A 14,125-nucleotide genomic window follows, 5' to 3' on the forward strand; every position below is an offset into this window, starting at 1 on the left:
GGCGAAAGCCCTTTAGTGTTCTGCGTCCTTCATGGGCGGCATGGGCTTCCAGTTGGGATCCTTAACAATCTTGCGGGCGTCCTTCATGCCACGGCGCAGCGCCGGTATACCGGTCTTAAAGCACTTGTCAACGGCAGCCAGGCGAATGAATTCCTTGCAGAAGGTCGCGACGTTGCCCAGACGGAACAGCATGGGGTGGTAGTCACCGTAGATCTGCATATAGCGAGCGAGGAAGCCTCGGTTGCGCATGATGTAGTAGCGGTTGGTGTCGCTCGTGGAGTTGAGCTGTCGTTTGCCGGCGATATCCCAGTTGGAGACGGCGCGGGCGCGTTTGAGCACCACGTCGGCGACCACAGCGGCGGGGAAGTGTTGGCTGGCCACGTAGCCGTAGCAGGCATCGTCGCCGTAGATAAAGAAGCGTGCGTCGGGCAGGCCAATCTTGTCGACCACGCGGCGCGAGAACATGCCGCCCTCAAAGCACAGTTGGTTCATGGTGCGGTAACCCTCGGGACCCAGATCCCACTTGGCGATGGGGTTAGGGATGCCGAGCGAAAGGATGAGCTGGTACTGCCAAAAGAAGGCGCCGCCGTCAAAGTCCAGACGCGAACCCTGGATAACATCGTAGCGGTCGGTCCACTTGGCCAAGCGCTCGATGCCTTCGGGGATGACGAGCACGTCGTCGTCCATGACCCAGAACCACTGGGCCCCTAGATCGTAGGCGCATTTGGTTCCAGCGGAGAAGCCACCCGCACCGCCGCCGTTTTCGAGCTGCGGGGCGTAGATGACACGGTCGGTGCCGCCCTGCGCGTCGGGCTGCTCGGTGTCGATGCCCCACAGGTTGGCCAGGCGCTCGTTGAATGCAGTGCACATGGCCTCGGTCTCGCGCGAATTCTCGTTATCGACAATCACGATGCGCCAGGGCGTTGCCGTGAGATCGGTCATGGAGTCGAACAGGTTGGCCAGGAGTTCCTGGCGCTTGTACGTGACGACAACGATGGCGAGCTTATCGATGGGGGCGGGAAGGGTTGAAGGCATGGGGCAATATATCCTTTCACGCGCGGCGCGCGAGCGCTGCGCGGAAGCTATCGAATACGTCCTTGGGACTGTCCTATTGTAAAGGCTCACCGCACCTTGTCGGCAAGCTTTGAATAAAACGCAGGAACCTGCCACGGGTTTAGCGGTTTTGGCGTCTGACGGCAGCGTGTCTATTGTCGTTTGAGCTTGCGAACGATAAGGCTTCTAGCTGCATCGATGATGAGGAGAGCCAGAGCAAAGACGATGCTAATGACGGTACCCGTGATGATACATATAGCTGCCGGGCTGTTTTGGCTGACCAGTATGTTTGCGAGCAACGTATTGAAGACGGGACGCCACAGGCTACTGGCGAGCGACTGCATCACATAGAAACCGAGCGTGGCGGTTGATAAGGTGACGATGACACCTGCAGTCCGCGGATTGCCTGAGGCACTGCGTCGGGTTGCCGCAAAGAGCAGGGAGGCGGCAGCGAGGGCAAACGAGATCAACGAGGTCGATTTGTAGGAGAGGACTGCCATCGCCGTGAGGTTGCCGGTGAAGGAGAGTACTCCTTCCAGGATGGTGGCGATCGCCAAAACCGCTGCGAGCGACCGCGTGCCTAAGGCGCCCGCCTTTTCCGAATCCATGGCGCCGGTTACGTCGCGGAGCAGTCCGCCGATCAAAAACGCGATAACGTACGTGACGGCGCTCATGAGCTTCTGCAGCCAAGAAAACTCACCGCCGCTTGTCGCGCTCATGGCGGCTAAATACCCGTTAACAACAAATGCGAAGATGCCAACGGCGATGACCGTCACCGTGTTGCTCTTCTGGGAGAGTCGACTCTTAGCCAGTCCAAACCATGGCGCCATGAAGACCGTGGCGGCATAGACCCAAATAAACTCGAGTCCCAGGGTATACCAGTAGTGTGTGTTGAGGGTAACATCGGGAATGGGGGAGACGACCGTGGACCACGCGAGCGCCACGACGCAATAAAACGCAGTGGGCATAACGACCTTGCCAAGGCGCTGCACCGTCCGTTGCATTTGCGATTTCCACGTTGCCCCACCGTCCCAAGCACGCGCGGCAGAAGCGATGAGAAAATAGCCCGAGATCATAAAGAAGACCTCGTTGGCCCAGCAGCCCAGCAAATTGATAAAGCCGAGCGCGCCGGAATAGGGGAATATCGCAAGTGGGGCATATTCCACGGCGCCGATACAGGTTGCCTGGAAGGTCCACTGAAAGGTGTGGAACACCGCGATACCGGCGACCGCGATTAAGCGCAGCGCTTCGATGGGTATGTTGCGTGCGGCTTTGGGCTGCATGACGTCCTTTCGTATCGGTTTCTCCTCTGCGAGCTCCATAGATTATATAAACGTCCGCTGGCGCGCTGACCCTTTGATACCATGAAACGACAGGTATTTCCTAAGGAGCACATTTGTCTACTAACGCCTCTGGCAGCCCTGTTCTGTCGCTGCTTATTCCCATTTACAATGTTCAGCGCTACCTGCGTGAGTGTCTCGATTCCGCCTTGGCGCAGACGCTCAAGGATATTGAGATCATCTGCATTAACGACGGGTCGACCGACAACTCGCCCGCGATTATCCGCGAGTATATGGAGCGCGATGGGCGCGTCAAGATGATCGACAAGGCCAACAGCGGCTACGGCGACTCGATGAACCACGGTCTGGAGATGGCGCGTGGCAAGTACGTTGGCATCTTGGAGTCCGATGACTTTATGGCGCCCGACGCACTCGAAAAGCTTGTCTCGGCCGCCGATAGCAATAATGCCGACTTCGCGAAGGCGAACTTTGATTTCTACTGGTCTAAGCCCGAGGAGCGCCGCTCGCTGCACGAGATGTTTAGACCTCAGGATTGCGGCAAGCCGGTGCACCCGAGCGATACGACTCAGTTCTTTAAGCAAAAGCCGTCGATTTGGTCGGCCGTGTACCGTCGCGATTTTCTTGAGCGCAACGGCATTACGTTCCTGCCGACTCCGGGGGCATCCTTTCAGGACACGTCATTCGCCTTTAAGGTGATCGCGTGCGCCGATAAGGCTGTTTACCTGCATGATGCCGTGTTGTCGTATCGCCAGGACAACGAGAATTCCTCGGTCAATTCTTCGGCTAAGGTCTTTTGCGTCAATACCGAGTATGCCGAGATTGAGCGTTGGATTCGAGAGGATTATGCCCGCGACCACGCAAGTGATGACGTCGCGCGCATGCTCAAGTTCAATCAACTCATTAAGTACGATTCGTACATGTGGAACTATGTGCGCCTAGCGCCTAAGTTCTATAAGGAGTTCCTGGCGCAGATGGCTAAGGAATTTCAGGCGGCCTTGGACGCAGGGGATTTTTTGCTTGACGACCTCAAGCCGTGGAAGCGCGCGAATCTCGCTGCCATCCTCAAAGATCCTGAGGGCTGGGTTGACGAGCATCCGAGTTTTGCGACGGATGGTGCCTTGGGGCGCGCTAAGTATTACGCCTCGGTTGGAGGCCCTGGCGTGGTCGCCGCCTTCCTCATCGAATCGCTGAGGGGGTAGGTCGGCATGGGAGAGGTCTCGTGTCCTAAAGCTACCATTGTCGTCCCCGTTTATAACTCAGTGCGTTCCATTCAGCGATGCCTCGATTCGCTGTTGGCCCAGTCCGAGCGCTCGATTCAGGTTGTCTGCGTCAACGACGGTTCGACCGATGATTCGTTGAACGTGTTGCACCAGATCGCGCAGGCCGACGATCGCGTACTGGTGATTGACCAGGAAAACGCGGGTGTCTCGTGTGCTCGAAATGCCGGTATCGATGCCGTCGAGGGCGAGACCGTCTTTTTTGTGGACGCCGACGATTACATCGATGCCCAGACGGTCGAGCGCGTGCTGCATTCCATGGAGTCTGCAGATGCCGAGGTCGCCGTCTTTGGCGGCGTCTGTGAACCTGCCGATGCTGCCCCCAAACGCGTCCAGCAACTCATGAGCCCCAAAGCTGGTGCCTTCGGCGCCCGTGATCCCCAACTGCTGTTCCATTCGAATGCGCAGCCCTATGCCTGCCGTGCGGCTTTTTCGCGCGAGCTGCTCAATCGCGAAGGCATTCGCTTCGCCCCCGGTTTGGCTTTGGGCGAGGACGTCGTCTTCCAATTCGCGGCTTATGCGCTTGCCCGCAAGACCGTCGTCATGCCGGACAAGTTCTACCACTACGTGATGGAGAGCGAATCGGCGACGCACGAGTTCAACAGTGCCGAGGCTCGCGCCAAAAAACTTGACGCCCACATGAGGATGCTCGAGGAGGTCTTGGAGGACTGGGCGGCCTACGGTCTTTTGGACCTGTGTCCCGGCGAGCTGATAACTTGGTTTTTGGACCTCATTGTGTTCGACCTGGCGCGCTTGGATGCCGATGACTTCCATCGCGTGGCGGCTCGCGTCAACATGGACCTCACGACGTTTTTGGGAACCCAGTGGGCGGATATGCCTGCTAAGGGCGCCGTTCGCCGTGTTGCCCACAAGCTCGTTGCGGCGACCGCGGGCGTTTCGATGGCAGACGCCACGCTGTTCTATCTTTCGACTCGCGGTCTCAAAGCCTGCCTGGAGCGCTTTCTCTAATTCCAAGCGCTGCCGCCCGCCGCAACTCGGCTGCTAAAATAACCCTGTTACACGCTATTCAACAGGAGGTTCTCTTGCAGAACTCTGATACCCCCAAAGTTTCGCTGCTTGTCCCCATTTGCAATGTCGAACGCTACCTGCGCGAGTGCCTCGATTCCGCCGTGGCTCAGACGCTCAAGGACATCGAGATCATTTGCATCAATGACGGTTCCACCGATAGCTCGCCGGATATCATTCGCGAGTACATGGAGCGAGACCCCCGTGTAAAGATGATTGACAAAGCCAACAGCGGCTACGGCGACTCGATGAACCGCGGCCTGGAGATGGCGCGCGGTGAGTACGTGGGCATCCTTGAATCCGACGACTTTATGTTTGAGGATTCGCTCCAAAAGCTGGTCGCCAAGGCCGATGCTGAACATGCCGATGTGGTAAAGGGCGACTTTTACCTGTATTGGTCCACGCCCAGCGAGCGCCGTGAGCTGTTTGGGATCATCGACGAGCATATGACGGGCGCCGCGTATCGCCCCGTCGATCGCCCGGGCATCTTCTACCGCAAACCTTCCATTTGGTCGGCTATCTATCGGCGCGAGTTCCTCATCGACAATCAGATTCGGTTCCTTCCCACGCCGGGTGCCTCGTATCAGGACGCAGGCTTTAATTTTAAGGTTTGGGCTTGCGCCGAGCGTGTCGCGTTTATTGCGGACCCCATTTTGTGCTATCGCCAGGATAACGAGAAGAGCTCCGTTAATTCGCCCAACAAGGTGTTTTGCGTGTGCGACGAATATGCCGAGATGCAGCGCTTTTTGGATGAACGCCCCGAGCTTAAGGCTCAGCTTCAGGGCATTTTAATGCGCATGAAGGTCGATACGTACCGTTGGAATGATGAGCGCCTGGTCGATGAGTTGCGCGAGCAGTTTTGGGAGAAGGCCTCTCCCGAGCTCAAGTCCGATTGGGATGCCGGTCGCTTTGACCTGTCGCTGTTCGATCCGCGTGGCGAGACCGACTTGCGCCTGATGGTCAAATCGCCCCGCGCCTATATCGATTCGCGCTTTGACTTTAAGAAGCCGGGCAAGCTCAATACGTTTAAGCATTACTTTAAGATTGGCGGCCTGCCGCTGGTCTGGCGCGTGCTGACGTATCAGCGCACCTACGGCGACAACCCGCACCCTGATGACGTTCCGGTCGCACAGTAGGAGCACTTGACTATGGCTACCCCCAAGATTTCCGTTGTCGTTCCCATCTATAACGTGGAGGAGTGCCTGGCCTGGTGCCTGGACTCCCTGCTTGCGCAGGACATGCTCGATTGGGAAGGCGTGCTGGTCAACGATGGCTCGCCGGACGGTTCGCGCGATATTGCGGCTGCCTATTGCGAAAAGGACGTGCGCTTTAAGCTTGTCGATAAGCCCAACGGCGGCCTGTCGAGTGCACGTAATGCAGGCATCACTGCGTCCACGGCGCCTATCGTCGCGTTTTTGGATTCCGACGACCGCTTTACGCCCGATGCATGCCGCGTGATCGTCGATGCCTTTGAACGCGAGGATTGCGACGTGTTGACCTTTGGCGCGAATCCGTATCCGCTGGAGGTGGGGTATCCGTGGCTTAACTATGTGCTGAGCCCGCGCGATGTGTCGTTTGAAGGCTATAGCTCCGACCTGCTGTTTAAGGAAGCATCTCGCCCCTTTGCATGGCGCACGGCCTGCAAGCGTGAGTTTTTGCTGGGTAACGGGATCGTGTTCGACGAAACCGTCAAGTATGGCGAGGACCAGGTCTTCGATTTTGCCGTGTACGGTCGTTCGCGTAAGACCGCGCTTATCTCGAACAAGCTGTATGACTACCGCGTGGCGCGCAAGGGCTCGCTTATGGACACTATGCGCTATGACGACGAGACGCGACTGCTGGAGCACGTGAAGATTTACTCCGCGGTGATGGCTGACTGGCAGCGCGACGGTCTCGATGTACAGCATGCCGAGGACCTGGCGTACTTCCTCTGCGATCTGGTGCTGTACGATGCGCTCAGGTTGCTGGGTTTGGACTGCGGCAAGGTGTTTGCCGCCGTTGCCACGACGCTTGCCGGTTCTGCCGTGGGCAGCGATGCTGCGCTCGCACAATGCGCTCCTTCTGTTGCCGCTATGGTGCGTGCGGCGCTTACCGGCAAGGCCCCCAATGCCCGTGAGTGCAAAAAGCTCATGTTCGATTACGACGTCTTGAGGTTTGGGCGCCTTGGTGCCTGCAAACGCATGGCAGCGAACGCCCTGGGAAAGCGAGAAGTGTAGATGAGTATCAAGCGTTTGGCACTTTGCCGCAGTCAGGGCCGTCTGTTTGTGCTGCTTCGTTTTGCCGGTCAGGATGTCGCCGCGCTTATTGAGCGGGAGGGTTCTCAAGCGTTTGCCCATGCGACGACGAGCGGTTCTTGTGTGCCGTCGCTGGTGCTCCCGGTCGATCATGGCCGTGTGTTGGCGCTTTGCTCTTCCGTTTCCGAATACGAGCGCGAGCTCGCTGTCTTGGTGCTTCCGTTTTTGGATGGCTCTACGATTGACGTCACATTTGCATCCGGTGGCCAAAGGTTGGGCTCCATTCGCCTCGATAGCCGCGTGGCCAAGCTTGAATCCAAGGTTAGCTACAAAGCAAAGCCTTCGCTGTGCGCGCTTATCCGCGATGCGCAGCGTGGCGAATGCTGCGGTCGCTACGAGATCGATGCTATTCGCTATTTGCCGGCAGACGCCGGCGCGGTGTGGCGCTATGAGGTCACCTGGGCGGGAGACCCCCAGTGCGCACCTGAGCTCCAGATCTTCGATACTCATATGAACGCCATCGATGTTACCGTGCATGTGTTTGAGTCGCAGGTCGATGTTCCCCAGCGCAACGGTTGCCGCGTCAATAAAACGTATCTGAGCGTTGAGATACCTCAGGATATACGAGATTTTGTCGCGATTGCGGCTGATTCCACGGGCCTAATCCAGAGCGGTTTTTGCGCCATGGATGGTCGCCTGTACAACGGCATGGTCGACGACAGTTGGAACCGCATGAAAGACGCGCGTGCAGACGACGCGGCTTATCGACGTTGGTTTGAACAGCATCGCGCAAAGCCGGGCGATCTGGCGTCCCAGCGTGTCGCTTCGGCGGCCTTTGCCTATAGGCCGCTCGTGAGCATTGTGGTGCCGTGCTACAAGACTGATCGGGTCTACCTGCGCGAGCTGCTGGACTCGGTGCTAGCCCAGAGCTATGACAACTGGGAATTGCTGCTTATGGACGCCTCGTCCGAATGGGATGCGGTGGCCAATCTTGCGGCGGATGCCAATGACGAGCGCATCCGCCGCATTGAGCTGCCCGGCAACGGCGGCATTGTGGTCAACACCAACGCGGGTACCGAGCAAGCGACGGGCGACTACATCGCGTTCTTGGACCACGATGACATCCTGGAACCGGACGCGTTGTTCCACTATGTTGCCGCGCTGAACAAGGCTGCCGAGGGCGAGCGCCCCCAGGTCCTGTTCTGTGACGAAGACATGTTCCAGAAAACGGGGGAGTGGGGTCAGCCGGTCTTTAAGACGCGGCTCAACGTCGACCTGCTCTATAGCCATAACTGCGTGACGCATTTCCTGATGGTGGAGAAGGCGCTCATCGATCACATTGGTACGTCCTCAGAAGACGTTGCGGGTGCCCAGGATTACGACCTGACGCTTCGCTGTCTTGCAGCCGGTGTGCGCTTTGAGCATGTCGCGCACGTGCTGTATCACTGGCGCGTGCATCCCGGTTCGACCGCCGACGGTTCTGCCAATAGCAAGCCGTATGCCATTGAGGCCGGCCGCCTTGCATTGCAGCGTCACTTTGACGCGCTGTGCGTTCGCGGAACGGTCGAGGAGACCGAGACGCCGTTTGTCTATCGCATGCGCTATGCGCTGCCGGAGTCTGCGCCGCTGGTGAGCATTGTGATTCCCACCAAGGATCACATTGAGACGCTCGACGCCTGTGTGATGTCGATCGCCCAGAAGGCAACGTATGCCAACTACGAGATCGTCTTGGTGGAGAATAACAGCGAAGCCCCGGAGACGTTTGCGTATTACGAAACCCTGCCGGAACGCGTGACCGCAGCATCCGAAGGCAAGGGCATCGCGCGCGTTGTGTACTGGCCGGGCGAGTTCAATTACTCCCAGATCATTAACTTTGGCGTGGAGCATGCCAAGGGCGATTATCTGTTGCTGCTCAACAACGATACCGAGGTCATAAGCCCCGACTTTATCGAAGAGATGATGGGCTATCTGCAGCGTCCCGATGCGGGCGTGGTGGGCGCCAAGCTCTACTTTGCCGATCATCTGGTGCAGCACGCTGGCATTGTGGTTGGCGTGCGTGGCGCACTTGCCCATGCCAACCAAGACTTCTCGGCAAAGCGCGAGGGCTATCTTGCCCGCGCTGTGCGCCCCGGTAACTTCAGTGCTGTAACGGGCGCCTGCCAGATGGTGCGACGCGACGTATTTGAACAGGTCGGAGGCTATAACGAGGAATTCGCCGTCGGTTTTAACGACGCAGACTTTTGCCTGCGCATGTGGGAGGCGGGCTACCGCACCATCTTTACGCCCTATGCCGAGCTGTACCACTACGAGTTCACCTCGCGCGGCAGGGAAGAGGCCAACGAGGAAAAGCTGCGCCGCTGGAAGCGCGAGCAAGCGCTGTTCATGCAGCGCTGGCCTGAGTTCTTCTTGACGGGCGATCCATGGTTGGGGCCGAACTTATCCGCTGAGAGCGAGTATTTCTCGATCTAGCGCGAAGTGATTCCGAGTTTGGGTAGCGATTCAGCAATCGTGTTGAGCTCATGTTGCTGTAGGTAGGCGGGATTGAGAGCTTCTTTTCTATAGGCTAGGTAGCTGTCTCTGGTCAGTTCTCTAAGCTGTTTAGTAAAGAACTGCTCCCAACTGAAGAACTTCTCGCAGTCGATGAAATCGGCAGGATGAAGGAGCATGTCTTTCGTTTCGACATCGTTGAAGAGTCCCGATCTCAGCACAAGCCATTCAAACGATTCCGGCAAAAAGAGCTCGATCTCCTTAAATCTCCTGAGTGAATAGACATAGGGCATCTCGGGCCCAAAAGCGGCCCCATCTGCAATTACGAGCAACTTTTGGGCTGGGGAGCTCAGAGCGGTTTCGTATATGTTTGATTTGCCACCGGCACTTACGCAGCGAATTTTACTTTTGGCGCACAGGACTTTAAAGAACTCATAGCCGGCATTGCTGTCTTCGACGATGACTTCTTCTGGCCGATCTCCATCGTAGAGCTCGTCTCCGTAAATGCGGTAGGTAGAAGTGTACGTGCGTGTGTAGACAGGATATTTTGTTGTTGCCCTGTTGGTGTTTTTGAGGCCATAGATCTCATCCACGCTATAGGGGAGCTGGGGCAATTCGTCCCTCGCAACGATGACGTAGTAGTTGGAACTGTGTCGAGCTGCATGCTGGAATGCATGGCTCCTTACGAATTTTTGCGTATCGTCCACAAACACGATGCTGTTATCGATGCGGCTGAGTTGCGCTTCCCAATCGATGCCGCCGATGACGCGGCAGGGGGCTCCGCAATTAACGATTATCCCGCTTTGGGCTCCTAGGTTTTCGTATGCACGGAGACTGTCCAGCAGGGTGGTTTTGCCTGTTGCGCTTTTGCCTTGGATGATGGTGAGGTTTCGGCGAATGGTGAGTTTGACCTGAACTTTATTGGTCCTTACGGTTAGCTGGTATTCCCCTCTCATGCTCGAGCCTCCCTCAGACATTTTGCCGAGATAAGGACAAGCTCATCCATGGTATGAACAATCTGTCCGGAATTGATGACACGGGCTGTAAAACGCGCTTTGCCAAAATCCATCATATGGTAGAGGTTGATGGTGATGTCATGTTTGGAGGCGATGCGCAAGATCCAATAGGCGCAATTATCTCCGCAGGTTGAGGCGTTGTAGAGGTTTTGAGGCATAAAGAGCATCAGTAGAAGTGTTTTGGTGCCCGTTGATAGTTTCTCTGGCGGAATAACGCCAAGCACCTTGGTGTCAATTGCGTTTGCGCCAAGAACAGTGCCATTATCAATAGATTTGATAATGCGCTGTGACAGGGGATCTTGCAGCCAAGAGGGAGAATAGCTGTAATCAAAGAATGTTGACGTGTCATAAATCACATCGTCTCTGTCGCCGTAGTGAATGCTGAGCATTGTTCCTCCATGGTTGCCTGTTGCGACTACTTTACCATGTTGGGATCGATTTCCCTCAAGCAGCGGGTAACGGGTCAATCAACATGTCTGCTAGAACGAACCGATGGCTTTTACAGGTGCAACAGCTTTCTATCCTGCGGTAATTGCCTGTCTCGATATGTTGGATTTAGCGGGTCGAAACAAACGATATTCCGCGATAAGCTTATACAAGTTTATATAAACCGATAAATCTCGATATAACTTACGATAGGAATATAAAGATGCGATTTAACATGAAACGACAGATTGAAATGCTTGAGACTCTTAAGAAGCCTTTCGTACGGGAGTATTTTTGCTAATGTCGAGAAATGCATTGTGATGTTGATTACAAAGCTGTAGCTGGAGGTAGACATGGCAATACTTCGAACTTCATGGCTAAACGAGCCCCTGCCGCAACAGGTTCTGGAAGACTCTAATTGGATGCGTATAGTTCATTTTTTCCTGATTGAGTCTCCCTGCCCTGGTCAGAGTAATCGTAAAAATAATGAGATTGATAAATGGGCGCCCGCCCCTTGGGTAGGGATTCGAAGCTTAAAGACTTCTCTAAATCAAGCTATATTTAGTCGCAGGGATGTCGATGTGATGCTTGCGGTAAGAAGCAAGAAAGAATTAGAGGGCACCTGCAAAAAGCTAAACTTAGACGAGTATTTTTACGAAAATGTTGATGATCAGCGCATGGCGTTTGTGAAAGTTAATTCGAAGGGCAATACGAGCAAATACATGAGTTTGTTTTATCACATAAGAAATGCTCTCGCGCATGGTCGTTTTGCATTTAAAACCGACACATTAGAGCGTTTTGTGTTTATTTTTGAGGATGGAACCGTTACATCCGATGGTAAGGAATTTGATTTGACAGCGCGAGGTGTCATTAGGCTTAATTCATTGGTCTTGGCGATTAATACCATACAAAAGGGACCTGGAAAAACGGTTGACATCGAAGAGAAAATCCTCTCAGCAATTAGCGATGGCATTAATACAAAGCGAAAAATAAAAAACGAACTCGGTATTACGGATGAGGACTGGCGTACGTATAGTCTAGTGCTTAAAAAAGAAGGAAAAATAGAGTGCAACAAGCAGAAATGGTCCATTTGCAGCGGGGACTAAACTGCCGATGGGCCGAACCCGTCGCCCCCTCCGCGGCCATTTCCCGGAGCGCCACGTCTATAATCACCTTTAGGTCATCGTGTCTCTCGTTCACCTTAATGGCCCTCCTTACGCTGGCGTGTTGGCACCACCGGCGTAATGGCAGCGGGGAGGCGCGGTGGCCATTATTCGGTGACCGGGATTGGTCAAAATCGTTTGACCATTAGTGGCTAAAATCACCCGGCGCTAACATCATCGAGTTTGGCGGCTGCTAATTAATCGGGGCTTATTTCCGCCAGCCCTGATAACGTCTCTTGGCACTTTCGGTGATTTTGGTGTGGCGATTTATGCTTGTGTGTTTGAGAGCTGGGTACCGAGAGCGAACCATTTCGCTCTAGATCCGGTTGCTGCTTGAGAAGCGCCCGTCGAACGGGATGCTCGAGTGAGCAATCTCCGCGCTTTGGATAACCGGACTTCCGATGCGTGTGGGGTTGTAAGATAATCTACCGTTAGAAATGTATATTTGTGAGGGGATTCGATATGAAAAAGGCATTACGTGTCTCAACAGCTTTTTCTCTTGCCGGCCTTTTGGCCATTTCATCCTTGATGAGTCCTGTAAATGTTGCTTATGCTGCGAATGGCGTGCAGTCTATGGATGTTGCGTCAGATGTCGTTCACGCGGGTGATGGCGTAGCCTCGCGTGTCGAGGACTCCGCCGGTGGCGACGCAGCTGCCAATCAATCGCCATCAACGGACGTAGACGATTCGACTGAGGAGGATTTCCGCGCAGATGCTTCTGTGGATGAGCGGCAGGTTGAACCGAGTGATTCGTCTTTTCAATATGTTTACCTGGCTTACCCGAACCTTCCCGGTGGGACTGACCAGGTTGTCGCCTTTGCTACTCCTGATGATGGCGATGCCCTTGCTTCCGCAACGCTTAACTATATAAGCGCCGATGGCGTTAGGGGAACCGTTGATACATATCAAACGGCTGGTAATTCGGCTGCTTTTGTATTTGGCTCGACGTTGAAATCCAATACTTACTTTATGACTTCGATAACCTACGTTTTGCAGGGTGATGGCACTGAACATGTAGTGGATCTTTCTGACAGGGATTATTCGTTTACTGTCGTTGATAGCTCCGCGAGCTCCGAGGGCACTTCTGTTTACTATGCGGACGGCGATGGTAATGCCGTTGAGGCCCAGTCGATTCAGCAGGCATTGGAATGCGCTGATTCGCCTGATGGCATATCTACCTACGCTGAGCGCTCCGCGCGCAATGTTGGGGTGATTGCACTTGATGCCGGTCATGGCGGAGTTGATTCCGGCGCGCAGGGAAATGGCAAGAGTGAAGCCGACCTTACCTGGAAGATCATGACAGCCTGCAAAAATAAACTTGAAGCTTACGGCTTTAAGATCGTTCTTGCACGCCAACAGTCCGGCTACTATCCCAGCAATGATTACCTTTATCGCGTACAGCGCTGCATCGATCAGGGAGCACAGGCCTTTGTCAGCTTCCATATCAACTCTGGGTCTTCTGGAGCTCACGGCGCAGAAGTTTATGCTCCTACCGCAAATGGCGCCGACTACACACAAGTTTCGGTTGAACTTGCCAAGAAGGTCATGAACAACCTTGCTGCTATGGGATTAACATATCGCGGCGTATTTCAAATGGCAGTTGGCGACGAGTTCGCCGTTATCCGTTGCGCTCGCGAGCAGGGAATCCCCGGCATTCTTATCGAACATGGCTTTATCTCGAATTACGGTGATGTAGCCAACTATTTCTCGGATGATGGCTGCCGTCGTCTTGGAGAGGCCGACGCTGCCGCTATCATTGCTCAATTCCCGCATCCTTATTCTATTGACGGTATTTCGTTCTCTGAAGATATGGGACGGGCCGGTACGTCTATTAATATCGGTGTGAATGTGGTCGGTAAAACCGATGGGCTTAAATATAAGTTCGTTTGGCATAAGTCTGGAATGGATTGGTCTGACGATAACTGGGGTATTATCGGACAAAACTTGACGAAACCGTCGGTTTCTTGGACTTTACCGCAAGCCGGTGATTATGAGATTTACGCCGATGCCATTGACTCTAATGGCTATATAACGAGCACTTCTGATTATAAGGTTGTCAATTGGTCCCTCGAGTCGCTCGACGTCTCGGGCGACGCCCGCTGCGGCAAGCCGGTCAAGCTCCAGGCCAAGGTGTCCGGCGAC

The 14,125-nt window shown here is 54.8% G+C and carries 11 protein-coding genes; 7 read left to right on the top strand and 4 right to left on the bottom strand.

The genetic code is table 11. The annotated features are described in order from the left end of the window. Positions 1 to 12 precede the first annotated feature (12 nt). Entirely contained in the window at positions 13 to 1,035 is a 1,023-nt protein-coding gene (locus tag AB5Z14_RS04105) for a glycosyltransferase (RefSeq protein WP_368130412.1), read from the bottom strand. 170 nt (positions 1,036 to 1,205) lie between these two features. Continuing rightward, entirely contained in the window at positions 1,206 to 2,336 is a 1,131-nt protein-coding gene (locus AB5Z14_RS04110; protein WP_368130413.1) for an acyltransferase family protein, read from the bottom strand. A 113-nt stretch (positions 2,337 to 2,449) separates the two neighbouring features. Here AB5Z14_RS04110 and AB5Z14_RS04115 point away from each other — a divergent pair, with 113 nt between their 5' ends. The 5 genes from AB5Z14_RS04115 (at position 2,450) to AB5Z14_RS04135 (ending at position 9,360) form a co-directional block, all read left to right on the top strand. Further along, the gene (locus AB5Z14_RS04115) at positions 2,450 to 3,553 is read left to right on the top strand and encodes a glycosyltransferase family 2 protein (RefSeq protein WP_368130414.1); all 1,104 of its coding nucleotides are present in this window, start codon (positions 2,450 to 2,452) and stop codon (positions 3,551 to 3,553) included. A 6-nt stretch (positions 3,554 to 3,559) separates the two neighbouring features. Next, positions 3,560 to 4,600, top strand: coding sequence for a glycosyltransferase family 2 protein (locus tag AB5Z14_RS04120; RefSeq protein ID WP_368130416.1), 1,041 nt, complete (start codon positions 3,560 to 3,562; stop codon positions 4,598 to 4,600). A gap of 74 nt (positions 4,601 to 4,674) precedes the next feature. Continuing rightward, positions 4,675 to 5,793, top strand: coding sequence for a glycosyltransferase family 2 protein (locus tag AB5Z14_RS04125; protein WP_368130417.1), 1,119 nt, complete (start codon positions 4,675 to 4,677; stop codon positions 5,791 to 5,793). 12 nt (positions 5,794 to 5,805) lie between these two features. Further along, complete coding sequence (locus AB5Z14_RS04130) at positions 5,806 to 6,873, top strand: glycosyltransferase (protein ID WP_368130418.1); 1,068 nt, start codon at positions 5,806 to 5,808, stop codon at positions 6,871 to 6,873. Continuing rightward, a complete protein-coding gene (locus AB5Z14_RS04135) occupies positions 6,874 to 9,360 on the top strand; it encodes a glycosyltransferase family 2 protein (RefSeq protein ID WP_368130419.1) in 2,487 nt (828 codons plus the stop codon). Here the strand turns inward: AB5Z14_RS04135 and AB5Z14_RS04140 are convergent. Both AB5Z14_RS04140 and AB5Z14_RS04145 read right to left on the bottom strand, forming a co-directional pair. Next, positions 9,357 to 10,334: a translation initiation factor 2 gene (locus tag AB5Z14_RS04140; RefSeq protein WP_368130420.1), complete on the bottom strand. Its 978-nt coding sequence runs from the start codon at positions 10,332 to 10,334 to the stop codon at positions 9,357 to 9,359. The genes AB5Z14_RS04135 and AB5Z14_RS04140 overlap by 4 nt on opposite strands. Further along, positions 10,331 to 10,783, bottom strand: coding sequence for a DUF4869 domain-containing protein (locus AB5Z14_RS04145; protein WP_117821341.1), 453 nt, complete (start codon positions 10,781 to 10,783; stop codon positions 10,331 to 10,333). Before AB5Z14_RS04145 ends, AB5Z14_RS04140 begins: the two co-directional genes overlap by 4 nt. A 390-nt stretch (positions 10,784 to 11,173) precedes the next feature. On the opposite strand from AB5Z14_RS04145, the gene AB5Z14_RS04150 reads away from it, so the two are divergent. After that, positions 11,174 to 11,926 carry a hypothetical protein gene (locus tag AB5Z14_RS04150; RefSeq protein ID WP_368130421.1) on the top strand — a complete coding sequence of 251 codons (753 nt, stop codon included), beginning with the start codon at positions 11,174 to 11,176 and terminating at the stop codon, positions 11,924 to 11,926. A 519-nt stretch (positions 11,927 to 12,445) separates the two neighbouring features. Beyond that, positions 12,446 to 14,125, top strand: a 1,680-nt coding sequence (locus AB5Z14_RS04155; protein WP_368130423.1) for an N-acetylmuramoyl-L-alanine amidase, incomplete at its 3' end; no start/stop codon positions are given.

This window comes from Collinsella aerofaciens (assembly GCF_040910265.1).
Lineage (GTDB): Bacteria > Actinomycetota > Coriobacteriia > Coriobacteriales > Coriobacteriaceae > Collinsella > Collinsella aerofaciens_BK.